The 24906-nt window shown below is 45.0% G+C and carries 18 protein-coding genes; 4 read left to right on the top strand and 14 right to left on the bottom strand.

Annotated elements, in window-relative coordinates:
• Nucleotides 1–113: 113 nt before the first annotated feature.
• The 5 genes from QUB13_RS20455 to QUB13_RS20435 form a co-directional block, all read right to left on the bottom strand.
• Nucleotides 114–2087: a carbamoyltransferase family protein gene (locus QUB13_RS20455; protein WP_333384037.1), complete on the bottom strand. Its 1974-nt coding sequence runs from the start codon at nt 2085–2087 to the stop codon at nt 114–116.
• Nucleotides 2088–2258: 171 nt separating this feature from the next.
• The gene (locus tag QUB13_RS20450; RefSeq protein ID WP_333089786.1) at nt 2259–2744 is read right to left on the bottom strand and encodes a hypothetical protein; all 486 of its coding nucleotides are present in this window, start codon (nt 2742–2744) and stop codon (nt 2259–2261) included.
• 358 nt (nt 2745–3102) lie between these two features.
• Complete coding sequence (locus QUB13_RS20445; protein ID WP_333384033.1) at nt 3103–3411, bottom strand: P-II family nitrogen regulator; 309 nt, start codon at nt 3409–3411, stop codon at nt 3103–3105.
• 4 nt (nt 3412–3415) lie between these two features.
• On the bottom strand, nt 3416–4387 hold the full coding sequence (locus tag QUB13_RS20440) for a sodium-dependent bicarbonate transport family permease (protein ID WP_333089782.1): 972 nt from the start codon (nt 4385–4387) through the stop codon (nt 3416–3418).
• Between the two features lie 195 nt (nt 4388–4582).
• Nucleotides 4583–5317, bottom strand: coding sequence for a glutathione peroxidase (locus QUB13_RS20435; protein WP_333384030.1), 735 nt, complete (start codon nt 5315–5317; stop codon nt 4583–4585).
• 64 nt (nt 5318–5381) lie between these two features.
• Here QUB13_RS20435 and QUB13_RS20430 point away from each other — a divergent pair, with 64 nt between their 5' ends.
• On the top strand, nt 5382–5645 hold the full coding sequence (locus tag QUB13_RS20430) for a hypothetical protein (protein WP_333384026.1): 264 nt from the start codon (nt 5382–5384) through the stop codon (nt 5643–5645).
• A gap of 35 nt (nt 5646–5680) precedes the next feature.
• On the opposite strand, the gene QUB13_RS20425 is transcribed toward QUB13_RS20430, so the two are convergent.
• The 5 genes from QUB13_RS20425 to QUB13_RS20405 all read right to left on the bottom strand — a co-directional run bounded on the left by QUB13_RS20425 (nt 5681) and on the right by QUB13_RS20405 (nt 16914).
• Nucleotides 5681–7483, bottom strand: coding sequence for a tetratricopeptide repeat protein (locus QUB13_RS20425; RefSeq protein ID WP_333384023.1), 1803 nt, complete (start codon nt 7481–7483; stop codon nt 5681–5683).
• Nucleotides 7476–11567, bottom strand: coding sequence for a tetratricopeptide repeat protein (locus QUB13_RS20420; RefSeq protein WP_333384020.1), 4092 nt, complete (start codon nt 11565–11567; stop codon nt 7476–7478). Before QUB13_RS20420 ends, QUB13_RS20425 begins: the two co-directional genes overlap by 8 nt.
• Nucleotides 11568–11591: 24 nt before the next feature.
• Nucleotides 11592–14504 (bottom strand): tetratricopeptide repeat protein, encoded by a 2913-nt coding sequence (locus QUB13_RS20415; protein ID WP_333384019.1) that lies wholly within the window; start codon nt 14502–14504, stop codon nt 11592–11594.
• A gap of 270 nt (nt 14505–14774) precedes the next feature.
• Complete coding sequence (locus QUB13_RS20410) at nt 14775–15629, bottom strand: calcium-binding protein (RefSeq protein ID WP_333384016.1); 855 nt, start codon at nt 15627–15629, stop codon at nt 14775–14777.
• Between the two features lie 1096 nt (nt 15630–16725).
• Complete coding sequence (locus QUB13_RS20405) at nt 16726–16914, bottom strand: hypothetical protein (protein WP_333384014.1); 189 nt, start codon at nt 16912–16914, stop codon at nt 16726–16728.
• Between the two features lie 1530 nt (nt 16915–18444).
• On the opposite strand from QUB13_RS20405, the gene QUB13_RS20400 reads away from it, so the two are divergent.
• Nucleotides 18445–18642 (top strand): hypothetical protein, encoded by a 198-nt coding sequence (locus QUB13_RS20400; protein WP_333089770.1) that lies wholly within the window; start codon nt 18445–18447, stop codon nt 18640–18642.
• A gap of 736 nt (nt 18643–19378) precedes the next feature.
• A complete protein-coding gene (locus tag QUB13_RS20395; RefSeq protein WP_333384012.1) occupies nt 19379–19579 on the top strand; it encodes a hypothetical protein in 201 nt (66 codons plus the stop codon).
• A gap of 279 nt (nt 19580–19858) precedes the next feature.
• Here the strand turns inward: QUB13_RS20395 and QUB13_RS20390 are convergent, their stop codons facing one another.
• Together QUB13_RS20390 and QUB13_RS20385 are read right to left on the bottom strand one after the other, a co-directional pair.
• A complete protein-coding gene (locus QUB13_RS20390) occupies nt 19859–20608 on the bottom strand; it encodes a pentapeptide repeat-containing protein (protein WP_333384009.1) in 750 nt (249 codons plus the stop codon).
• A gap of 97 nt (nt 20609–20705) precedes the next feature.
• On the bottom strand, nt 20706–21878 hold the full coding sequence (locus QUB13_RS20385) for an RNA-guided endonuclease InsQ/TnpB family protein (RefSeq protein WP_333384006.1): 1173 nt from the start codon (nt 21876–21878) through the stop codon (nt 20706–20708).
• A gap of 97 nt (nt 21879–21975) precedes the next feature.
• On the opposite strand from QUB13_RS20385, the gene QUB13_RS20380 reads away from it, so the two are divergent.
• On the top strand, nt 21976–22488 hold the full coding sequence (locus QUB13_RS20380; protein ID WP_333384002.1) for a phosphoribosyltransferase: 513 nt from the start codon (nt 21976–21978) through the stop codon (nt 22486–22488).
• Between the two features lie 12 nt (nt 22489–22500).
• Here the strand turns inward: QUB13_RS20380 and QUB13_RS20375 are convergent, their stop codons facing one another.
• Together QUB13_RS20375 and dxr are read right to left on the bottom strand one after the other, a co-directional pair.
• Nucleotides 22501–23175 (bottom strand): Uma2 family endonuclease, encoded by a 675-nt coding sequence (locus QUB13_RS20375; RefSeq protein ID WP_333383999.1) that lies wholly within the window; start codon nt 23173–23175, stop codon nt 22501–22503.
• A 521-nt stretch (nt 23176–23696) separates the two neighbouring features.
• Entirely contained in the window at nt 23697–24887 is a 1191-nt protein-coding gene (gene dxr / locus QUB13_RS20370; RefSeq protein WP_333383997.1) for a 1-deoxy-D-xylulose-5-phosphate reductoisomerase, read from the bottom strand.
• Nucleotides 24888–24906: the final 19 nt, after the last annotated feature.

Here is a 24906-nt window from a genome sequence, read left to right as displayed (position 1 = left end):
ATAACTAATAACTAATCTAGTTCAAATATGCTCGTTACCAGGCAGAGCCTGGTAACCAGTTAAAATCTCAGCTAATGACAACTGTCAACTGTCAACTGCCAACTGTCAACTGACTAATCTAGTTCAAATTCATTTTTCCAAGCATCATCTTGTTTCCAAGGAATTTGTTCTGATTTAGGAATCAAGTAATTCTCTAAAACCAGATAGTCCATTTCGGTTCGCATGAAACAGCGGTAAGCATCTTCGGGAGTACAAACAATGGGTTCACCTCGGACGTTGAAGGAAGTATTTACCAGAATCGAACACCCCGATCGCTCTTCAAAATGACTGATTAAGTCATAGTACCGAGGATTGGTTTCTTTGTGAACTGTTTGGATGCGAGCCGAGTAATCTACGTGGGTAACAGACGGAATTTCCGATCGCGGAATGTTGAGCTTGTCAATGCCAAACAACTGCTCTTGTTCGGGAGTCATGGGAATGCGGAGACTGGCTTTGACCGGTGCTACTAATAGCATATAAGGGCTAGAGTGGTCAATCTCGAAATAATCCGCAACTCTTTCGGCTAAAATTGATGGTGCAAAAGGTCGAAATGATTCCCGATATTTAATTTTCAGGTTCATCACAGACTGCATTTTAGCATTGCGCGGATCGCCAATAATCGATCGCCCGCCCAGAGCTCGCGGCCCAAATTCCATCCGCCCCTGGAACCATCCGACGACATTTCCCTGTGCCAAAATTTCCGCCAACTGCGGCATCAATTCGGCATCGTCCAATCGGTGATAACTAGCTTTGACAGCATCTAAATATTCAAGAATTTCTGCGTCAGTAAACCTTGGCCCCAAATAGGAACCGCGCATTTTGTCGTGACAAGTTAAATGAGCCACCGACTTCGCCACTGTTGCGACAGCTTGGCTTGTAGTGAGGACTTCAGTCCTCTCCTCCCCACTGGTAGTAAGGACTTCAGCCCTCTCCGGCTTAATATTATTTACTGCGAGTAACTCGTCGCCCACAGTACGAGTTTGTTCGCAATACTGATACCAAATCGCCAAAGCCGCGCCCAAAGCACCGCCAGCATCTCCCGCTGCTGGTTGAATCCAAATATCTTTGAAAATATTTTCCCGCAAAAGTCTGCCGTTAGCAACGCAGTTGAGAGCAACGCCGCCCGCGAGACAAAGATAATCGACATCCAATTCTTTTTTGACTGTTCTGCAAAGCCGCAAAACAACTTCTTCGGTAACAACTTGAATGGAAGCTGCAATGTCCATTTCCCGCTGAGTCAGTTGTCCTTCACCTTGACGCGGCGGCCCTTCAAACAGTTCGTCAAACTTCTTATTTGTCATGGTTAAGCCAACTGTGTAGTTGAAATAATCCATGTTTAAACGGAAAGTTCCGTCATCTTTGAGATCCATCAAATGGGTGAGAATTTTGTCTACATACTTGGGTTCGCCGTAAGGCGCTAAACCCATGAGTTTGTATTCGCCAGAGTTGACTTTGAAGCCTGTGTAATAGGTGAAAGCTGAATAAAGCAAACCCAAGGAATGCGGAAAATCGATTTCCCACTGAGGTGTAAGTTCGTTGCCGTCTCCCAACCAAACCGAGGTTGTTGCCCACTCGCCCACGCCGTCGAGGCACAAAACGGCTGCTTTTTGAAACGGGCTGGGGAAAAATGCTGAGGCTGCGTGGGATTGGTGGTGCTCGGTAAATAGCAGAGATGGCAGTTTATTGGTTTTGCAGTTGCCTATTTCTGCGAGATCTCTTTTGAGCATGGTTTTGAGGTAAAGCTTTTCTTTCAGCCATATGGGCATGGCGGTTAGGAAAGAGCGAAAACCTTGGGGTGCGTAGGCTAAGTAGGTTTCGAGAAGGCGCTCGAATTTGACTAATGGTTTGTCGTAAAAGACTATGCGATCGACTTCCCGTAATTCTATGTTCGCTTCTTTTAGGCAATAGGCGATCGCATTCTTGGGAAATCTGGCGTCGTGCTTTTTGCGGGAAAATCTTTCTTCCTGCGCTGCGGCGATAATTTCTCCATCGCAAATTAAGGCTGCGGCGCTGTCATGGTAGTACGCCGAGATTCCAAGTATGTTCATCGCTCTCCTTACAAATCGCTATGCGCTCGTATCTGAGTATTTAGAATAGCTAATGATTATAGCTTTAGTGGTGCTGATTTGGAATTGACTTTTGCGATCGCCTCCAATTTTACTTAAATTTTACCGAAATAAATCTCGGTGCGCGGCCCTCAACCGTCTGACACCAGCCAGCTAGCGCCTGCTAATCCTGCGCCCCCAAGCTCTCAAGTAAGTGGCCGCGGGGAATTGATAAAATTCGCCTACCAACCACAGCACTATGCCTAAATGGGACAAAAAGGCTAAACCAGTCCAAGCTGCGGGCAGCCACGACAAGCGGCTGCCGGGAACTGGGGGAAAGTAGTAAGCTGAAAGTCCGAGCAAGGTGGTGGGAAGGAAGATGAGGCCGATCGCTGCGGCAAAATAAGGCCATCCGAATTCTACGCCTTCGAGGTGTGCTCCTATCCATTTTTTGCCGTTCCAGTGCCAAATTACGGGCGGCTGGCGATCGGCCATTTGGAGCGATTGCCTTTCTTCGCTGGCGGTAAAAATGTGCTGGCAGAAGTTGCAAGCTAGGGCTTCCATCATCGGCATCGTAGCAATTTCACCGGTGCGACAGACGGGACAGGGATATGTATCTTGAGAGTTGAAAGGTCTGGTTGATTTTTTGAAAGTTTGCATGGATCGGGCGGTTTGTCAAGATATTGAGCGATCTTAACAGAGTACAGAAATTGTATGTTGCGTGAGTTTTTTTGTAAGTCGCAGAATATTTGATAGTTGGGTGGGGGCGGGTTTTGCCTGTAGATTGTTCGTGATTTCAGAGACAGCTACAGAATGATTGATCCTAATAATGACCGAATAATGACCGAAAGATAATTTTAGTGTGCAGTGTATCTTATGTCTCTAAAATCTATCATGACTATAGCCTTTCAAGCGAAAGATGAGGTATGCCGAGGTATGCTGCAACCCTTACAGTGTCAAGCTTTTTATGGCAAAACTGGTACCTCACCTTTTAGAGAAAGGCTATAATGACTAATCGCTACCCAACGCACTTAGTTGTTAGCAATTCCATCGCATCGGAAATAAAACACGACCCGCCAAACTTATTTAGCACGGGTCTAATATGTTCTGCAACTGCCGATATTCGATCGGGTTCGCAAAAAGCCAGTACGTAAATATTATCCAGCATTGTCATTGCTAAATCGCGCGATCGAGTACCCCTGGTGCTTTTGCCTGCGACACCCCGAATCACTGAATAACCGGGGACACCAGCTTTTTCTAAACCGTCTAAAATCTTTGGAAGTTCTACCGAGTTCGCAATAATTTCTATCCTTTTAACTGTCTCCATCGGTTCACCTCCAAAATATATTGATTGCGTATAGATACGTGGGAATGCCTACAATGATGTTAAACGGAAACGTCACTGCTAAGGCTGTTGAAATGTAAAGGCTCGGGTTAGCTTCGGGAACCGTCAGCCGCATTGCTGCCGGTACTGCGATGTAAGAAGCACTCGCGCACAATACGGCAAACAGCAGGCTATCTCCTTCCGGCATTCCGATTATTTTGGCTATCACTAAACCAATGGCTGCGTTAACTATGGGAATGAGGATTGCAAAGCCGATAAGGAAAATTCCTGCATCTTGCAAATCTTGAATTCTGCTAGCAGCAACCAGGCCCATGTCTAGCAAGAAAAAAGTCAGAACGCCATAAAACAAATCTTGAGTAAAGGGACTTAAAACTTCCCAACCGTGCTCTCCAGTCAGTATCCCCATGATGAGGCTGCCAATTAGCAGAAATACTGAACTGTTTAGGAAGGCTTCTTTGAGCACTTCTGACCAAACTATATCGCGTTTTTCTTCTTGTCCGCCGAATACGCTGACGAGAATTAGACCGACGATAATTGCTGGGGATTCCATTAATGCTAGCGCTGCTACCATGTAACCGTCAAAGTCGATCCCCTGTCCTGTGAGGAAGGAGGTTGCGGTGATAAAGGTGACGGCGCTGATGGAACCGTAGGTGGCTGCGATCGCCGCTGCATTGTAGGCGTCGAGTTTGATTCTCAGTATAAAGAAAGTATAAACTGGTACTAGGGCAGACATCAGCATCGCTGCCAAAATTGTCAGGGCGACTTGCTGGTCAATTCCGCTTTTGGAAAGTTCGACGCCTCCTTTAAATCCGATCGCAAACAGCAGGTACAGCGAAAACAGTTTGGGGATGGGGGCGGGAAATTCTAAATCGGATTTGAGAAAAATTGCTGCCATTCCCATGAAAAAAGCTAATACTGGTGGATTTAAAATGTTTGACGCTACTAGACTCAAATCCACGATCGTTAACTCCCATTTTTGATTTTTTTAATATTGTTTCACCCATAATTGTTGCACGAGAAGCGATCGATAGCGCGATCGAACCTTTGACTCCGAAAGCTCGATCGGACTAAATACGGCTGCGGGTGTGCAGTAGACACCCGCAGCCGTTGTAGGGTGTGCAGCACACACCCGCAGCCGTTGTTTTTTAACTCACTAAGCAACTGCCAAGTAAGATTCTAGGGCTTCGGAATCGCCGATCAACTTGCCGTCGATAAATACTTGTGGCACTGTTGTAGCACCAGTTACGGCCCGGAGCGATCGGGTTGTGATGTCCTGGCCGAGGACGATTTCTTCATAATCCATGCCCTTTTCAGTCAACATGGCCTTAGCCTTAGCGCAGAAGGGACAGCCTACTTTTGTAAACACCGAAACCACCTTCGGCTTGGTTGCTGAAGAGTTGATGTACTTGAGCATCGTCTCAGCATCGGACACCTTGAAAGGATCGCCCGGTTCCTCCGGTTCAATAAACATTTTCTCAACCAAACCATCTTTGACCAGCATCGAATAGCGCCAAGACCGCTTTCCAAAGCCTAAATCTGTTTTGTCTACCAGCATTCCCATGCCTTCAGTAAACTCACCGTTACCGTCGGGAATTAACGTCACATTGTTTGCTTCTTGGTCTTTTGCCCATTCGTTCATCACAAAGGTGTCGTTGACGGACATACAAACGATTTCATCTACGCCATTTTCTTTGAAAACCTTCGCCAATTCGTTGTAGCCAGGGAGGTGTGTTGAGGAACAAGTGGGAGTAAATGCTCCCGGTAGCGAGAACACAGCTACGGTTTTGCCTGCAAACAAGTCATCGGTGGTGACATCCACCCATTCGTTGTCTTTGCGAGTGCGAAAGGTGACTTTGGGTACTCTTTGACCTTCTTTGTTAGGCAGCATAATTTTGAATCCTTGAGTATTTGGGTTAAATTGCTTCGTTCATTATAGCGTACTCATAACGAGTATGACTTGTCAAGGGAAAACAGGTTTTTTAGTCAGCGGGCAATTGGCAGTTGGAGGTTGGCAGTTGGAGGTTGGCAGTTGGAGGTTGGCGGTTGGAGGTTGGCGGTTGGCAGTTGCTTGTTTTCCTGCCTGCTGCCGACTCACAACTGCCGACTCATACGAAATCCGGGTTTTGGATACCCTTGATGAACCAGTCGGCGCAGGCCGACTTTGTTTGACTTTCTGGCGGTTTCAACCGCCGAATCATCTAACAAATAACCACTAACAAATAACCACTAACAAATAACCACTAACAAATAACTACCAACCAAACTTAATCCCCAAATACTCTTCTAATTCCTGATTGTAAGGTTTAAAATAATCGCTCAACAAGTGGCGAACCGACTGATTTACGAGCGGATAAGCACCAGGATTAGCATTTTGATATTCAGGTAATTGATATTCCGGCAACTCTAAGAATTCTAAAACTTGCTGAACAGTCGCCGCCGCATTTGCATAAAAATCTTCACTTTTCAAAATTAATAACTTTTGTTTGGGAAAGAAAGCCAGCCAATTTTTAATAAATTCTATATACCTACCGCGAGCTAAATAATTCCCCGGTTCTTCGCCGATGATGTATTCTGGATTTTGATTCAACCGTTCAATTTCATCGCTAATTGCCCGATCGAGCGATCGCCCTTCCCAATTCAAGCCCTTTAAGCGGTAGAAATGAGAAATCGCGCGATCGACCGGATTTCGCAACAGCACAATCAGCTTAGCCTCTGGAAACGCGCTGTAGAGACGTTTCGGCGCTTCCCGACAGTCAAAATAACTCGGACTAGCCTCACCCGTCACAAACTCCCCTCCCTCCGGCATGGGCGGGAAATGAGCCAAATACCAATCAATTCCCCTGTGAAAATGCCACGAAAAAAAATCCATCTCCTTTTTAATCGGAGTCAAAATTTGCGGGTGTTGAGCTAAATAAGTGTACAGAGAAGTCGTGCCGCACCGCTGAGAACCAATAATTATAAAATTAGGAAATTTAACTTTATCTGTTGTTTTTGTAAGAGGCAAATTGCCTGTATTTTTAAGTAGAGCAGATGCCAAAGTTTGTTTGTAACTAGCAGTTTGATAACAATCAATCGCCTCAGCAATTTTGCCTTGTCTCGTCAAAACTTCCCCCAAATTCAAATAAGGCCAAAAAGCCTCCGGTTGAGCTTCCACAACTTCGTGGCACAACTTCTCAACTTCATCCAGCTTATTTTGCTTAACCAAAACTTCCCACAAATTGTAATAAAACCACCAAGGATTATCGGGATTTATTTGGATTGCTTGCAAAAATGCCGCCGCCGCTTCCTCCCCATATTTTTGCTGGCTCAAAACAGCACCCAAATTGTAATAAGACCAGCAATCATCAGGTTTTTGGGCGACTGTGGCGCGGGCGGAGGCTAAAGTGCTAACGTACTTTTCTTGCTGCTGCAACAACTCCTCTAATTCCGCTGACAGTTCTGCACAACTCGGAGCGTATGTCAAGATAAATTGGTAAAAAATAATTGCGTTTTTTGGGCGATGGAACTTTCCTAAATTTTTTCCTAACTGCAAATAAAACTTCCAATTTTCCGGTGTAATTTGCAATTGACACTGTTCTAATACCAACTTTAAATCAGACTTTGTTTCTCCTAGAACATACCCCAATCTCTCGTAAATTCCCGGCAAATTTCCGTCAATTTCCACAGCTTTCAAATACGCAGCAATAGCTTCATCCCACTGTTTTAGCTTAGTTAAAGCATCGCCCAAATTGCAGAAAGACCAAGCAAAATCCGAGTTGAGAGCAATCTCGCAGCGGTAAGCCACAGCAGCCTCTTCCCATCGCCGAAGTTTCAGCAAAGCATCGCCCAAATTGTGATAAGACCACGAAAAATCGCGATTTAACTCAACAGCTTTTTTGTACGCGCAGACAGCTTCCTCCCATTTTTCAAGTTTCAGCAAAACATCGCCCAAACTGTGATAAGACCACGAAAAATCCGGGTTTAACTCAACAGCTTGTTGGTAAGCAGCAACAGCCTCATCAAACCTACCGCTTGATTGCAGCGAATTCCCCAACTCGTGGTAGTCATTATCCATGCAAAACTCCTGCAAGAGTTAGTAATTGTTCCAGCGAGTTCAAATCCAACCGCATATTCTTATGTAATGGTTTTGTCGGAGTTCCATCATCAACCAAATCACCAATTAAATAGTAATGTTCCAAACCGCACAAGTTGCTAATCATCCAATAACAATGCGGAACGTAAAGGGGAGAAAAAATCTCAATTACCTTAGTTCCCGGACTGCAAAAAACTAAATTAGTCAACCCGCCTCCGTGAGGTGCGACAACCACTTTAGCAGCAGCCAAACACGCTGCTTGTTCCGCTACCGACATTGTTTCCAGATTGACTGCACGAAACCCCAATTTTTCTAAGTATTTAATTACCTCTTCATCGTTGACGATTCGCCGATAAGATGCTTGTTCGCGACTGATATAAATGCGCTCTGAATAGTTTGTATTTAGTGGCTGTTGTTCATTTAAAAATGTCTGTCGTAGATGTTCACACTTCCATTTTGAAACCGCCCCCGCTCCGTCATAAGATATTGAGGGAATTATTAATTTATCGGCTGTAATATGTAGATTGCAGCGGCTTTCTAAAATTTTATGTTGAGAAATTCCTAAAGTATTTAAAGTTTCTGCTTGATAGGAAGAATCCGAGGCATTGACAACAAACTTATCTATAGTTTCTATCAATCCGCTCCGCTGCAAAAGGTCAAATCGGGTAATCACATCAAACATCCAATGAAAATAAGAGGCTCCACCCCAGCGAGCAGATAAAAAAGCCACATTTCCATCGACGTGTTCAGCGGGAGGCAATTTGTCGGAAGTGATTACCAATTCAGCACAACCCATTGAAATATCAGCAACAAGTTTATTGTCTGAATTAATCACGGCGGTAGTCACAACATCTGCCCAAGCTCGTCCGTTTGGCAATACGGCAACAAAAGCTTTTCTGGAATGACTTTGATTTCCCCCAAATCTGCGGCTGCTGTCGATTGTTTTGGAATCAGATAAATTGATTTGACTCGCAGGATAGATGTCAATGCAGGTGAGGTGCGGATTGGATTCTGCTGTAACGGTCAAATCTTCTGTAAACCCACAGTATTTTTTGAGAATACTTAAAGGTAAGATTTGATTGCTGCATTTTGCCCGATCGCTCTCATCAACTTCTCCTTGTTGTTCCAGAGCATACCCTATATTATCGTAAGCTTCAAACAAATCGGGTTGAATTTGCAGGGCTTGAACTAAATTAATGATTGCAGGTTCCCAGTGCTGTTTGGCAATTAAACTCAAACCCAATCCTTCGTAACACCAACAGGATTTTGGATCGAGATTTATGCCTTGTTCGTAAATAGCGATCGCCCTTTCCAATTCCCCTTGATTCCGCAGCGCATCGCCCAATTTTTTGTACAGCCAACTCTCATTGGGTTCTAGCTCAACAGCACGGCCAAAAGCCACCGCTGCTTCCGGCCAATTTTCTTGTTTTTCTAGAACTTCTCCCAAACTATTGTACAGCCAACAATCATCGGGATTTAATTCAATAGCTTTGCGGTAAGCATCCGTCGCCTCTTCCCAATTTTCTAGTGCAACCAAAGCCTTACCTAATCTCTCGTAAGACCAACAAAAATCGGGATTCAGTTCAACTAACTTGTGGTAAGCCGCCGCCGCATCTTCCCACTCAGAAATCTCCATCAGCGCATCGCCTAAATTATTGTAACTCCAACAAAAATCGGGATTTAATTCAATCGCTTTGTGGTAAGCAGCAGCGGCTTCGCTGTATTGCTCGATCGCCTGTAAAGTTTCCCCCAGAAAGTGGTAAGCCCAACTAAAATTAGGGTTAAGCGCGATCGCCCTTCGGTAAGCGGCCCCAGCTTCCTCAAACAAATCTTTTGCTTGCAAAGCTTTACCCAACTTGTGGTAAGTCAAGTAGTTGTCAGACTTAATTTTAATAGCTGTTTGATAGCGGGCGATCGCCTCATCGAGATAGCCCGCCTCTGTAGCAATATCCCCCAACTTTTCCCAACCCAGAGACAACAGAGTTTGCTCTTCGCCCAATTTTTGATTGTCAGTTTTTTTGACCATCAGTTGATAGCCTTTGTGTACTACTTCTAACTGACTTGCAAACATCTCCAAAAAAACATCGATTCCAATTTTAGTATCTTGCTCCGGGCTATCGGGAAAAGTAAACTCGTAATCGTCAAAAATCATCAATCCGCCAACTTTCACCAACCTCCAAGATAAAATCGCATCTTGCAAAGCGCTGGTGGGTTTGTGACAGCCGTCAACATAAGCAATATCGTAAAATTCCGAAGTTAAATTAATTAACAAATCTTGAGAGTAACCTTCTAATTCAATTACTTTCTCGGCGACTCCTGTTTGAGCAATATTACCCTTAAAATGTTGCTGAAAATACAAATCAATACAAGTAATTTTTGCCGTCGGATTAGTTAAAATATTATCCAACAACCAGCAAGCCGACATTCCCTGAAAACTGCCGATTTCCACAACTTGAAAATCTGCAATTCCGGTAAATTGCTGCAAATGCCGTTTCCAAATAGGAATATTGTGGGTAAACCAATCTTGGGTAAATTGATAATTTTTCGCCGCACATTCCGGCCAACCTCTCAATTCACTGGCTTTTTGGTGGCAAATAATTGCTTCGGCCAATTCCCCTAATTGCGGTAGAATATTGCCTAAATCATTGTAAGCCTTAGAGTTGCTCGGATCGATTGCGATTTGGTGGCGGTAAGCAGCGATTTCTGCGTATAATTCCTGTTGTTTCGCCCGCACTTCCTGAAGTTGGGCGACAACTTCCGCAGCATTGGGATCGATTTTGATGGCCATGCTATAAAATACGATCGCACCTTCCAACTGCTTCTGTTTCGCTAAACTGTTGCCTAAATTTATAAAAAATTCCGCTCCATCTAACTCAATTCCCAGCAATCTGTGGTAAATTTTCCCGCTAGCAAGTTGTTCAATATCTTGACAGTAAACTGCGATTGTGCTATCTAAATCAGATTCGCTGCGCTGCCGCAAAACATATCCCAATCTCTGATTAATTCCCGTCAAATTTGGTTCGAGTTGAATGGCGTGGAGGTAAGCGCTAACAGCTTCATCCCAGGATTTTTCGCAGGTTAAAGCAATTCCCAAATTGCAGTAAAACCAAGGAATATCTGGATTGATAGCAATCGCTTGGCGGTAACAACTAATAGCTTCTTCCCACTGTTGTTTTTGAGCCAAAGCTTCGCCTAAAGAATTGTGCGCCCAATAGAAATTATCATTAATTTCCAGAGTCTGACGGTAACATTTAATTGCTTCATCAAACTCGCGTTTCTGCGCCCAAACATTGCCCAAACCAAGGTAAGCACGGGCGTAATTCGGATTGATTTCGAGGCTTTTGCGGTAACAGGCGATCGCCCGATCGCATTCTCCTCGCTCAGCCCAAGTTTTGCCCAAACTGTGGTAAGATTCAAAAGAATCTGGATTGATGGCAATGGCTTGGCGGTAATTGGCGATCGCCTCATCCCACCGCTTCTGACCTACCAGCATTTCCCCCAAATTGTGATAAGCTGTTGCCAGTTGCGGGTTTAACTCAATTGCCCGCGAATAACTTTCGATCGCTTGTGGAAAATTGCCCAATTCAACTAAACTATTTCCCAGGGTAACGTACTCGTCAGCAGTTGCCCAATTCGGCTCGATTTTAAAAGCTTGATACCAACACTCAGTCGCCTTTTCTCGCTTCTCCAACTGCGTCCAAACTTTCGCCAACTGTCGGTAAGCAGCAGCAAAATTGGGCGCTAGGGCGATAGCTTTTTCACAACTGGCGATCGCCTTTTGCCACTGTTTTTGTTGAGAATACAAAATGCCTAAATTAGCGTAAACTTCCGGCAAATTTGGATTGCGATCCAGCGCCGATTCATACCACTGCTTAGCTTGTTCAATTTCACCTCGCACCTGCATCACCTTTCCCAGCGTTTGACAAGCAACAGCCAAATTCGGTTCAATTTTCAGCGCCGACTCGCAAGCAGCAATCGCCTCATTCAATCTTCCTTCAGCTAAATGAATTTCTGCTTGCCGATTCAAATCAACCGCTGCTTTTTCCATCTTCTCAATCGAGGGCATAATTAAACTTACTCCAAATGCCAGCTAACCCAAACCAACCACTTCAACCATCTTTTTGAGCGAACTCAAGTTCACCAAAATATCTTCAGTCAGCGAATTTTGATACATTAACTGTCTAATAGGATAGCATTCAAAAGCCTCGCCAGCCAAGTAATAATGATTTAACTTCAAATGTTGACTAATTCCCCAGTAATAATGGCTGATATAGTGAGGCGACACCAACTCAATTACTTTAGTTCCCTGCCGACAAAAAATCGTATTAGTTAAGCCGCTACCGTGGGCGGCAACTATCACATCAGCAGCCTCAAAATGAGCAATTTGTTCTACCAAAGACATCGATTCAGGGAAGATAGAAACAAAGCCATATTGTTCCAAAATCTCAACCACATTTTCCTCGTTCAAAACTCGGCGATACCTTGCTTTGTGACGGCTGATATAAATGCGTTTTGGATAACTCGAACCTGGGATAATTTTCGTGAGAAACTCCCGCCTCAAAAAATCCATCGCCCACCCAGGCGGCCAGCCCAAATATCCCGCAAAAGAAGGTACAATTAACTCTGTTGCTTGAATGTGAGGCAGGCGATCGCTCTCCAAAACCTTTTCCTCGGGAATGCCCAGAATTTCGAGACTTTCCCGCTGAAATTGGTGCTGACAACTATTCACCAAAAACCAATCAATCTCTGCCAAATCCCTACCGCTTTGCCGGAGCAATTCAATTCGCGGCAAAACGTCCACCATCCAGTGAAAATAGACATTTCCCGACAAGCCAGAAAGCACCGCCACCACGCCCTCAATTTGTTTTAAACCTGGAAAAGATTCTAAGTCAAAAACGCTGTGTTTTCTAACATCATGCTTGTCGCATCCCGGCAACAAATCAGGATAATCTCTCGACACATCAGCCAACAAATAATTATCGGGAGTAATGACAGCGATCGCCTTGGAAATCAGCCAATAATTTTGCTGGGGCACAATCCAAACTCGCCCGTGGGGAATCTGTGCCACAAAAGTTTTTGGCGCATCTACAGGTATCGGTTTCGAGTTAGACAAACGGCAAACTCCCCAACCGAGATGCACCGGATCGAACCACTTAGAAATTCGCTGCAGACACAGCCCGCAAGTCAAACCGCCACAATCGGAATTTGCTAATTGGGAATGAGCAATTGGTAATTGGGAATTAGCCAGATCTTCGGCGTTTGCTGTCTGGGCTTCCCAAACTATTTCTACATAATTCCCAGCATCCAATTTGGCATTAACCAACCAATCCCAAGTCGATAGATAAATACCGTGAGGAAGTGCGATCGCATTTGTTGCTATTGCCAGAGAGTTCCCTGTTTGCGATAGTTGCGTATACCCGCAGCTTTGCAATTCTAAAACTTTTTGATAATAGTCGATCGCCCGTTGCCAGCGCCCCTGTTTTTCCAGGACTTTTGCCAACTCTACATAAACCTGCGGTAGAGCTGGTTGAACCGTCAAAGCCATGTGGTAAACTGCAATGGCCGCAGTCAGGCGCTTTTGCTGTACCAAGCAATTGCCCAGCCGCCAGTAAATTTCTGGATTTTTCGGATTAATTTGCAAAGCTTTTTGATAATAAGCCGCGGCAGATTCAGCACCGCCGTACTCTGTTAAAGCGTTGCCCAAATGCAGGTAAATTGTTGCTAAATTATCGCAAATTTCAGCAATTGGTAATTGGGAATCGGGAATCGGTAATGGGGAATCGGTAATGGGGAATCGGTAATGGGGAATCGGTAATGGGGAATCGGTAATTAATCTTCCTTCTTCCTTCTTCCCTCGGACTTCTTCCCTCTTCCCTCGGACTTCTTCCGACGGACTTACATCGGTTACATCGGTTACATCCGTTACATCCGTTACATCCGTTACATCCGCTACAAAATCCGTTGCCGAACTTCCCATCAATGCTGCGAGAAATCGATCGCACGCAGCGATCGCCCTTGACAATTCATCATCTTCTACCGCAGCAGTTTGGCGTCTTTCTCCCAAACGTCGGTAAGCCTCAACAAAATCAGGCTTCAGAGCTATCGCCTGCCGAAAATAAGGCATGGCTTCGGCAATTTGACCCAAAACCATCAAAGAAAATCCGGCATCCGTACAGCCCGAAATATGTTGGGGATTTAGTTCGATTACCCGATCGAAACAAGCAACCGCCGCCGAATGTTCCCCCTGCAATTGCCAAGCTTTCCCCAGATTGTAGTGGGCTAAAACCATGTCGGGTTCCAACTCAATAGCTTTGAGGTAAGATGCGATCGCCCGATCGGGATTTTTGCCCTGCAACGCTTGACCCAAATTATTGTGCAGCGTCGCCCAATCCGGCTTAATCTGCATCGCTTGTTGATAAATCTCGATCGCCTCAGCAGGGCGATCGTCCTTCAGCAAAATCACGCCCAAATTGCTGTAAGCTTCCACATAATCCGGCTGTTTGGCAATCGTCTGACGGTAGGTATCAATGGCCGCAGCGATCTGATTATTTTCATCTAAAACCACAGCCAGATTGTAGCAAGCAACGAGATAATTCGGTTTAAGGGCGATCGCCTTTCGATAACAGTCGATCGCGCCCAACAAATTACCCTGCTTGTGAAAAATATTTCCCAAGTTATAATGAACTTCCGCCCAATCTGGCTTCAACTCCAGAGTTTTGCGGTAATGAAAAGCCGCCTCATCCAACCAGCAATACTCGTTGTAAAGTTGACCCAAATAAGCATGAGCCAGAACAAACTGGGGCGAAATTTCCAAAGCTTGCACAAAAGCATCTCTTGCCGCCGTCGGGTCTCCGCTCGCTTCGAGAATTTCGCCTAAAGTAGTGTAAGCTAGCGGCGAAAATGGCTGTAGTTCGATCGCCTGATGGCAAATATCGATCGCCTCAGTTAACTTCCCCTGCTTCAAATAAACTTGGGCTTGACGGATGTATGCTTCAGTGCTCATTGCTTGTGGGCAGTTGCGGTTTTTCCCCGCTTCAGGAAAACTTATAAATTATGATTTTAAAATTTGTATATATTTTAGGCGATCGGGCGATCGATTAATTTCATCAATAACTGGCGATCGATTTTTTTTTAACAGTCCCTACTTCAATTCCAGAATTGAAACCTCACCCCGCTGGTAGCAGAGTGAGGTTAAAATCCTTTAAAACACGATCGGCAGTTGTAAGAACAGCCCCAGATGTTATCCAGTGCTGCCCCACAACTGCCAGTTGTTTTAGAACAGTTCTAAGTTGTTCGAGGTAATTGTCAGGCCAGGTTGCAACTGAGCAATAGTTAGCACTCCGCCGGTACCGTTGAAGTACAACACACCGTTTTGCGGGTCGTAAACCAACTTGTTAGCAGTTCCAGGGCTGCTGGCTGCATTGAAGTTAGAAACCACGACAAACTCGCTGGAATCCAAGCCTGTGCCCAAAGCACCCAACACACCGCCTGACTTCAATACGATCTTATCTTCGGCTGGAGTAAAGTCAGTGATCGTGTCTACGCCGAAGTCGCCGCCAAAACCAGCGAAGTAGAACGTGTCGCTGCCGGCACCGCCAGTCAAGACATCGCTACCTCTGTCGCCAGAGATAAAGTCATTGCCAGCACCGCCATCGACTGTATCGTTGTCCTTACCGCCGTAGAGGCTGTCGTTGCCGTCGCCACCGCTCACGATATCGTTGCCCCGGCCGCCAAAGACTGTATCGTTGCCACTTCCGCCGAGTACGGTGTCGTTGCCGTTGTCGCCAGAAACCAAGTCATTGCCAGCACCGCCGTCGATGATGTCATTTCCTTTACCGCCAAAGATCCGGTCGTCGCCGTCACCGCCAGCGACCGCATCGTTACCGCTGCCTGCAAAGATAGCGTCGTTGCCACTGCCGCCGCCGATGCTGTCATTACCGCCACCGGAAATAATCAGGTCGTCGCCACCTCCACCGGCAATGACATCATTGCCGCCAAAAGTCAGGATAATATCGGCTTGTTGGGTGCCGTTCAACCTGTTCTCGCCTTGAGCACCGATAATGTTAGAGCCACCGCCACTTCCCGGGATAGAAGATACTGGCGTTGTTGGATTAGTTACCTGTGTCATTTACACTCCTCCTAAAAGATCAATCATTTTTCTACAATACACTTTTCCCTCCAAAGGGATTCAATAAATGAAACCGGACATCGGTTGAGACCCTAATTGACCCGGCTGCTATAAGCTGTCATGTAATTTAATTTGTCAGCAGGGAGCCCCGGAGCGCGAGTACAATCCTTTATTCGTATAGCAGCAAATATCGGTTTTTTCCTGCTTTGGACTCTCCACTCCACAACTCCCTCCTCTAACACGAAAATATTCCACTTAAACGTTTGTGAGTTTACCATACCTAGCTCGGGTGCGGCTAGTCATTTTTAAAACATTAGTCTGCAAATACACGCTGACCATTTTTAATGGGAGTATGCTCTCAAGATTGAGAATTTGCACCGCAGTCCTTGGCAACTGTCGATCGCCCTGCTACTCCTGTTCGGGCCCGTTCGGGCAGAACAGGAGTAGCAATGTTTTAGTATACTCTCGTTGACCTGACTTTTGAGTTCCCCCAATAGTTCCCAAAAAATCAAAAAAATTTTTAGCGGGCATTCCCAGGCCGCCCGCGCTTGGGGTCGCTTTCGGTCAAAATTGCGCCCCAACACAGTCCTTGAGGGACTTTTGTGGCTCATCACCCCAGTTTTTATCTAATAAAATCGGTGATTTCGGCAATCGAGTTGCGATTAAGGGCCGCACACTAGAGTTAAGACGTTTAGTCAAAGCTGAGAATAATCTGCTGCCGAGCTTAACATTAGTTTCAATCAAAAAATGCAACCGATCGAGCCTGGGTTCCCAACCCGCTGGCGCAGCAAGTCACCACCAATCGCCGATCGCAAATGGGATTAGTTGTCTTCGGTTGGCGACACAATGCCAAACAGATAAATCTTTAAAGCCGGAGTATGGGACTCTTAAAAGTGAAACTACACCCTCAGCCTCCTGCATTCAGTTGACAGTTGACAATTAATATATAAGTTTTTCTGATGATTATATTTAACAATTTAAATTAATCAAATTAATTATTAAGTAATAAAATTCTGGCTAATTGTTAACTTCGAGGAGTACGCCCGCAATTAGCAATTTCGAGGGAATTTGGTTGAGCATTCATAGACAAGCTGTACTATTGAGACGATTTGTGTGCTTCTAGTTGCTGAGTTGAGCCGTTAGAATAGCTCTGGTTGTCGTAGCTGTAAATGTGAGGGTCGCTCTCGAAAATATAACCTATCGAAGTAGCTGCATAGTAGCTCAGGGCTAGCAGCGACACTAGATTAAGAATTCGATAAACTGGCTTTTCAGACATTTCTTTCATTTTAAGTCCTATTGTTTGTGTAAATAGCAAAGTTGGCTACAGTGACGGCACGTTTTTTTGAGAAGTTCCCGCCAATACAGCACCCGATCTAAAATCCGAACGCTGGCGTACTCAAATCCTGATGTCCGATCGCCTACAACAAATTTTGCCTATTGGGCAAACAGTTTTTATTGCTATTTCATATTGCACTCTCCCCCTTGCATTGTCTATCTAACTGCGGTAAGACTTCGACGATTTGGGCGTTCTAGAACTCTACAATTGTCTCTGAAAAGCTGCTACATTTAAAAAAAAATAGCTGCTAAAGCTTGCAGCACAAAGACTGTAGCGTTTTTTGTACTGCGCGAATTTTTCAATATTCCACCAATGGCGTGCGGCGGCCGAAAGCCAGAAAAACTATGCAGTTAGTGAGCGATCGCTCAAATAAATATGTCTTAAGTTATACTCAGACCAGCAACAGACCGTTTTACATTGCATATCAAGCTTGAGTATTTCCGGCTTTGTAGTAAACAGCATTTTTTTGTTTGAGTGCTGTCGCGCTCGCTCCCGTGCGAGGGAAGACGCTACCTCCCTACACATCTATAAGCCAAGCCCGCGCGATCGCGCGACAGCTCGCAAGTCGTAAAAAATACTTTTTGGATTCGGAGAGAGATGCTCCCTGATACTGTCAGGAACCTCAGCCATGACAGCATGAGGCTTGTCAGAGTAATCTGGTGACAAAAAAGCAAGATTAAAATAGTAGAATGCAGAATTTGAGAGCGGTCAAAAAATATTGACCTTGTAGATGCACATGGTTATGGAAAAACAAAATGAAGATGCGATCGCTGCCACGAGCGATGTAGGGGGGATAAGTTATGACGAAACACCCGACAGCGTTTGAGTCAGTTACTTCTACAACTTATTAGAACAATTACTCGGATTTAACTGCAACGACAGACTTTTTGCTGGTAATTTGCAAAAGGGATAGGGGCAGCACAACAGGCCAAATCAGAGGGCCGATTACTAAGGCTATCCAAGAGATTAAGTCAGTTTTTGATGTCGCACTATCGTTCCAAAAACTTTTGAACCAAACAATAAAAACGATTAAGGCAATCGCAAAGTAGCCAATAACGATCATTGTTTTACCTGTTAGTCTATAAGATGGGCTCGAATTATTGATCATTATTATATCTCAGGGTGCGGTTTGCCGATCGCAAATTTTCCCCGACCCTGCAACTGTCGATCGCCCAAACTTTCACAGATATCAGACTCCACGCCCCAAGATGTCGCCTTCAACACGCACTCCGGCGACAGCCAGTGGCGCTCAAAGCCTTGCTCTCATTAGTTTTTGACGTTTTGTCAAACTGTGAGAGCAACCCGGAAATGACCCCAAAGGCGATCGAGTATTTTGTTCTTCGGTGATTTAACTCACCTATACTCCCAGACTTCGATCGCAAGTATAGTTCAGAACGATCGCACAGCTTAGCTGACGGCAATCACCCTACTGTCATCTCAAACACTGCATATTAGAACAGTCAAGATTAACGAAATTTCATGCAAGCTCTGACTTTACAATCCGATCGGGCGATCGCTGAACTATTCTATCAAGTCACCTATTCAGGCAATCTGACTCGCACTCAAAGCCACAAACTGCTTTCGTTCTGCCAAAGCGCTCTGAACCAAGATGACCGAGATGCAGTCAACCGCCTGCTTTACGCCATCCGCCGCGGATGGATCGGGATTTCCGATTAGTCCCCTCAGAGATATCGCCTTTCTCAAAAAGGTGAGAAGTCAGTGGATTTTAGATTTTAGACTTTAGATTGGGGAATTGGGGAATTGGGGGATTGAGGGAGCAATACCTCATCTTTCGCTCGCACTGCTATACTTTCTCTCCTGTAAAGCTTTTAACCTTATTTAAAAAAAAATCGTAGTGCGATCGTTGCAGTCGAACCCGGTTTCTTAAAAAAGCCGGGATTTTTGATCCGAAGCAGTCAACAGTTAACATTCCTTAACCAAAGCCACGGAAAAATCCTCCACCACTGCACCCGTTCAACAGCAAACACTAAACAGCTTGTCATTTGACCGAAAGACTTACGCCAACAGGATTAGCAGCGAGAGAAATTAATTTTTCCTTTCCCCTAGGATGGGGAGTCTTTAAACCCATTTTGTCCGGTAAAACTTTTACGTTTTATTAAGTCGATCGATTTAGTTCGCAGATCTTCGTAGTCTATTATGAGATAAATATTAATTTATTTGTAGTAATCTCTTAACAAAAGCTACAGATTTCGGAATTACCAAAAGCCAGAAATCTTGACAGAGTTGGTGTTTCGAGTTTCTATCTATATCTAGGAAAATACGATACCTAACTTTGGCTGACACAAATCACAAATCAAGGCCGAATGGATCACATTAACTCGCCTATTTGAATCACATAAAACTTTGGAAAATTAGTCAATACTACTAAAAGCGAGTTCAAAAAAAAAACACAATGATGACCCAAACGCTTTTAACTCAATCTAGTATTGCAGAGCTAGTCTTTCAGGTATATCACTCGGGTTTGTTGACTCCCACTCACCGACGCCAGCTCCAAACAGCGCTGTTAAACGACCGTCTTACCGAAGAAGATCAAACAGCCATCAACCGCTTGCTCCACGCCGTTCGGCGGGGCTGGCTGAAAGTCGTAGACTAAACTCAAGTACAAAATTTTTTGCAGATTCTGTGGAAATGCACAGTCAATCGATTTTAGTAGATTTTAGATTTAAGATTTAGTCAACAGATGAATCTGGAGATTGAACGGTAATCTAAAATTTTTGCCTCTCCACTCAGGATGGTACGCGGTACGGTATCAGTTGAAAAACGCATTCACCTAAAAACAGAATTAAATCCCCTCAATAAAATTAGGATTTAAACTAAAGGTAGGGTGCGCCACCAGCACCCCGCAGTTTAAAGTTCTATTTTGCCCGTTTATTTACTCAGAAATTTTGCCATCAGGCATCATCGCTTCTCTCAGATTCGCCTCGTTTAAATTTGTCCCGCGCAAATTAGCTTGATGCAGGTTTGCTCCCCGGAGATTTGCTCCTTTAAGGGAAACTCCGCTCAAATCAGCTAGATGAAGATTCGCACAGCTCAAGTTTGCTCCGTTCAAATTGGCTCCCTTCAAATCCGCTTTTTCGAGATTGGCTTCGGTCAAATTTGCCCAACTCAAATTTGCTTGAGTCAGCTTAGCATGGCTGAGATCAGCTTGTGTAAAGTTGGTGTCGGTTAAATTTGCTTTGCTGAGGTTGATGTGGCAAAGTTTTACTTCTGTCAAGTTGGCACCTTGCAAGTTAACGTTAACTGCATAAACTTGCATCAAGATTGCCCGCTGAAGGTTGGCCTCTCTCATGTCTGCACCTCTGAGACTCGCCCCGGTTAAATCTGCCCCGCCGAGCACCGCACTCCGCAAGATGGCTCCGCTTAAGTTCGCTCCCACCGCCTCGCATTCGCCGAAATTAGCCGACATGAGGTTGGCTTGGGAGAGGTTGGCTTGGCTGATATTTGCTTGATACAGATTGGCTCTGTAAAGGATGATGCCGATCGCATTTATACCTTTTAAATCAGCTCCAGTCAAGTCAATATCGCGCAAATTTGTCCTTGACATATTCGCCCCGCTCAGGTCTATTTTGTGAAAAACCCGTTCTCCGGCTGCATACCGTCTGAGAAGTTCGTCTGCATTCATGTCATTTCCCCCAAAATATTGAATAATATCATTGATATTTCAATAATATTAGGCTTGACATCCACCCCGTCAAACAAGGAGCGGGGATTCCCAATCATCACTGATTAGGTTTCTGCTTCGTAGCACCAGCCTTCCGAGATTTACTCTCTTGGGGTCTTACAGTTGCTCCACAGACTGACACGGCTAGCCCAGCCGCCAAAATGTTTTTTGCAGCGTTGATATCTCGGTCATGGTTTGTCCCACATTTAGGACATTCCCATTCCCGAATATTCAACGGTAATTTATCTACAATATACCCGCAGTTTCCACAACGCTTAGAACTGGGAAACCAGCGGTCTATCTTTATTAGCTCTCGACCGTACCACTCGCATTTGTACGCCAACTGGCGAATTAGTTCGCCCCAACTAGCATCACTGATCGCCAAAGCTAATTTATGGTTTTTCACCATATTCTTGATAGCTAAATCCTCAACTACAATCGTTTGGTTTTCACGAATTAGTTGAGTTGTTAATTTATGTAGAAAATCTTTACGCGCATCGGTGATCTGTGCATGGATCTTTGCTACTTGTACCCGCGCTTTTTGCCTGTTGTTACTTCCCTTTTGCTTGCGGGCTAACGCTTTCTGTTTCCTCTTTAGCTTCTTGCGAAGCTTTTTAAAGTGCTTAGGATTGGCGATTTTATCGCCATCGCTAGTAGCAATTAGGCTGGTTATTCCTACATCCAATCCAATAGATTTCTCTATCTTCGGAAGTGGCTTGATTGTATAGTCGTCTACAAGCATGGAAACAAACCAACGTCCAGCAGGTGTCAGTCTTACCGTAATGGTAGACGGAATGCACCCTTCGGGAATTTGTTTGCTCCAACGAATTGGCAATGGAGTAGTGCATTTAGCTAAAAATACCTGTCCATCTTTCCAGCGGAAAGCTGACTTGCTGAATTCAGCACTGCCACCGTTATGCTTCTTCTTGAAGTTAGGATATCTAGCGCGACCGGCAAAGAAGTTGCTAAACGCTGCTTGAAGGTGTCTGAGTCCTTGTTGCAAAGGTACGCAGCTAACTTCATTCAAAAAATCAAGCTCTTCCTCTTTCTTCCAATTCGTCAGCATAGAGGAGGTTTGGCTGTAGCCAACTTTCTCTTGATGCTCGTACCACGCGATTGTGCGAGCAGCCAAAGCCTTGTTGTACACTAACCGTGTACACCCCATTGTCCGTCGCAAGAGATTTTCTTGCTGCGTAGTGGGATAGAATCGGTAGCGGTAGGCTTTTTCCATTCTCACACGTTAACACATTTTCTGTGATATTGTTGGTTTGAGGCAAGTCTTTTTGTAAAGCCGTCCTAAAAGGACGGGGTTTCTACCCATTTTTTTGATGAGCGACCTTTACGTTTCTTGGTCAGAGTACCATCGGACAATTGAGGATTTGGCTGTAAAAATTGATGAATCTCAGTGGAAATTCGATCGCATTGTGTGTCTCGCGAGGGGGGGGCTGCGGGTGGGCGATATTCTGTCGCGGATTTTCGACAAACCTCTGGCAATTTTAGCGGCCTCTTCCTACGGTGGGGCGGAGGGAAAAGTCCGGCGGGCGATCGAGTTTGCGCCTAATTTGACAATGGTGGGCGATAATTTGGGCAGCCGCCTCCTGCTAGTTGACGATTTGGTGGATTCGGGAATTAGTTTAGAACAAGGTATCCTTTGGCTGCAAAACCGCTACGGCGAAGATATTCAGGAAATTCGGACTGCTGTACTTTGGTACAAGGCTTGTTCTGTGGCAAAGCCGGATTATTATGTAGATTATTTGACTGACAATCCTTGGATTCACCAACCTTTTGAAATGTACGAAAAGATGAGTGCGGCTGATTTTGCGGCGAAAGTCAAAAATTAGCAAAACCCGCCGCTACGAGTCTTTGGTTTGTAGTTGCTCTTTTACCCAAGCTCTAAATGCTCTGAGTGTCGGGCTTCTGCCTTCAGTTTTGCTGCGATCGACATATTGAGGAATTACATCAATAATGGGAAAGTTGGGGAAATTTGGGCTGCTATCAGACTCAATATATTTTCCGTCTTGGAGCAGATAGATTTTCAGGATTCGCCCGTCATATCTCCAAAGTTCCGGCACTTTCAAAGCTTGATAGCTGCTCAAACTGGTTTGTGAGAAGTTGTCAATCTCGATCGCCAAATCGGGAGGCGGATCTACTGTTAAATCTATTCTCTCCTTACCTCTGATAGCAGCTTCATGCTGAATGTAGAAACAATCGTCAGGTTCTACGCCGCTCTGCATCTCTTTGTTTTTGAAGGTAGTAGAACCTAAAACATCACAATCAATATTAAGCTCTTCCAGAAGTAACTTAACCAAGTCACCAATCAATGATTTAGCTTTTTCATGTTTTGGTAGAGGCATCCTAATTTCTAGTGTTTCTTTGTAATAAGTAAGTCGAAGTGCATAACCTTCCCCTAACTCGTCTAGGATAGCTTCGTACATTTCCCAGCTAATATTTTGTAACTTTATTTTATTGCCGGGTGGGATAATCAGTTGATTGAGTTCAAATACGGTTGGTTTGGTTTCTGTTTGCATCGGTTGCTTCCAAGAAGAGGACTTATAGCTCAATACGGTTTACTTAAGACGATCCCCCTGGCACACCCCTTAAAAAGGGGAGTAGGGGGTGGGACAAGAATGCTCTCAAAGTCCCCCTTCTTAAGGGGGATGCGAGGGGGATCTCCGGGGCATAAATATGTTAAGTGAACCGTATTGACTTATAGCTCTATTCTATCAAGGGATTCATGAAGAATAGAAGACGGCGGTTGAAACCAGGTTTACAAAAACGAAGTCCGCTGACGCGGACTGAAGACAATAAATGAATAAAACAACGTAATTTTCACTGCCCATTCTTTAACCCGCAGAGTCGCGTGAGTGTTTAGTACAAACGCGGTTTTAACCGCCGTCTGCATCTAAAAATTAGCGAACTGAGGATCGGAAAACTTAATAACTTAAACACTTCCTACAGTCCTCTCTCTTGTAAGTTGCAAGAAAGAAGGAGGCAGAGCCTCCGGATCTGCATTACCAGGCAGAGCCTGGTAACGAGCAATTCCTCAGAATTAGCGCACTGAAAGAATCCGATCGCCCAATTCGACGCTTCCAGCCAAAACTTCCAGCCGCGCCCACTGATCCGCTGCCAAAATATCCTCTAAACCAGGACTTTCACAGTTATCAGCTTGGTGTTTGTCGCACACCTGCTCAATCAACTTCGGAATATCCAAAAATGTAATCTTTTCGTCCAAAAATAGCGCTACCGCCTGTTCGTTCGCCGCATTCAGCACCGCAGGCATGGAGCCGCCCGCACGTCCCGCTGCATAGGCTAACTGCATACAAGGATACTTTTTGTGGTCTGGTTCTCGGAAAGTTAAATCACCAGATTTTACCAAATCCAGCCGCGGCCAATCTGTAGGAATTCGCTCCGGCCAAGACAAAGCGTAAAGCAGCGGCAAGCGCATATCCGGCCAGCCTAATTGCGCCAAAACCGACGTATCTTGCAGCTCAATTAACGAGTGAATTATGCTCTGGGGATGGATGACAATATCAATGTCGTCATAATCCAGGCCGAACAAGTAATGAGCTTCAATTACTTCTAATCCTTTGTTCATCAAAGTAGCAGAATCAATCGTGATTTTCTGTCCCATCGACCAATTCGGATGTTTCAAGGCATCGGCGACTGTTACTCCTGCTAATTTGTCGATCGGCAAATCTCGAAAAGAACCGCCGGAAGCTGTAAGAATAATCCGGCGCAACCCTCCTGCCGGTAAGCCTTGCAAGCACTGAAAAATTGCCGAATGTTCCGAATCAGCCGGCAATACTTTAACACCGTATTTTTCGATTAAGGGGTTGACAACGGGGCCGCCGGCGATTAAGGTTTCTTTATTTGCTAAGGCGATATCTTTGCCTGCTTCTATAGCCGCAATTGTTGGCAGCAAACCCGCACAGCCAACTATGCCGGTGACTACGGCTTCAGCGTCGCCGTATTTGGCAACTTCGACAACGCCTGACTCCCCAGCAAGTAAAATAGGTTGAGGGTCGATATCTGCGATCGCCTCCTGCAATTCCTGTAATTTATCTTCGTCACAAATCGCGACAATTTCTGGTTTAAACTGGCGAATTTGCTGCGCCAGCAACTGTACATTTCGTCCTGCTGTTAACCCGACAATCCGAAATTGTTCCGGGTATTGAGCTACAATATCCAGAGTCTGAGTGCCGATGGAGCCTGTGGAGCCGAGAAGAGTTATTGCTTTCACAATTTTTTAAGGTTTTGTG

The organism is Microcoleus sp. B4-D4, assembly GCF_036705185.1.
In the GTDB taxonomy this organism is placed as follows: Bacteria; Cyanobacteriota; Cyanobacteriia; order Cyanobacteriales; family Microcoleaceae; genus Microcoleus.
Note: the sequence above shows the minus strand (reverse complement) of the source record. Positions and strands in the feature narration are given on the sequence as shown.

Bases quoted from the DNA above. Each gene is read 5' to 3' on its own strand.
- QUB13_RS20445 (WP_333384033.1), bottom strand. From the start codon at position 3,411: ATGGAGACAGTTAAAAGGATAGAAATTATTGCGAACTCGGTAGAACTT.
- QUB13_RS20410 (WP_333384016.1), bottom strand. From the start codon at position 15,629: ATGACACAGGTAACTAATCCAACAACGCCAGTATCTTCTATCCCGGGA.
- QUB13_RS20455 (WP_333384037.1), bottom strand. From the start codon at position 2,087: ATGAACATACTTGGAATCTCGGCGTACTACCATGACAGCGCCGCAGCC.
- QUB13_RS20375 (WP_333383999.1), bottom strand. From the start codon at position 23,175: ATGCAAACAGAAACCAAACCAACCGTATTTGAACTCAATCAACTGATT.
- QUB13_RS20420 (WP_333384020.1), bottom strand. From the start codon at position 11,567: ATGCCCTCGATTGAGAAGATGGAAAAAGCAGCGGTTGATTTGAATCGG.
- QUB13_RS20405 (WP_333384014.1), bottom strand. From the start codon at position 16,914: ATGAAAGAAATGTCTGAAAAGCCAGTTTATCGAATTCTTAATCTAGTG.
- QUB13_RS20380 (WP_333384002.1), top strand. From the start codon at position 21,976: ATGAGCGACCTTTACGTTTCTTGGTCAGAGTACCATCGGACAATTGAG.
- QUB13_RS20385 (WP_333384006.1), bottom strand. From the start codon at position 21,878: ATGGAAAAAGCCTACCGCTACCGATTCTATCCCACTACGCAGCAAGAA.
- QUB13_RS20435 (WP_333384030.1), bottom strand. From the start codon at position 5,317: ATGCTGCCTAACAAAGAAGGTCAAAGAGTACCCAAAGTCACCTTTCGC.
- QUB13_RS20450 (WP_333089786.1), bottom strand. From the start codon at position 2,744: ATGCAAACTTTCAAAAAATCAACCAGACCTTTCAACTCTCAAGATACA.
- QUB13_RS20400 (WP_333089770.1), top strand. From the start codon at position 18,445: ATGCAAGCTCTGACTTTACAATCCGATCGGGCGATCGCTGAACTATTC.
- QUB13_RS20415 (WP_333384019.1), bottom strand. From the start codon at position 14,504: ATGAGCACTGAAGCATACATCCGTCAAGCCCAAGTTTATTTGAAGCAG.
- QUB13_RS20395 (WP_333384012.1), top strand. From the start codon at position 19,379: ATGATGACCCAAACGCTTTTAACTCAATCTAGTATTGCAGAGCTAGTC.
- QUB13_RS20390 (WP_333384009.1), bottom strand. From the start codon at position 20,608: ATGAATGCAGACGAACTTCTCAGACGGTATGCAGCCGGAGAACGGGTT.
- QUB13_RS20430 (WP_333384026.1), top strand. From the start codon at position 5,382: ATGACTTGTCAAGGGAAAACAGGTTTTTTAGTCAGCGGGCAATTGGCA.
- QUB13_RS20425 (WP_333384023.1), bottom strand. From the start codon at position 7,483: ATGGATAATGACTACCACGAGTTGGGGAATTCGCTGCAATCAAGCGGT.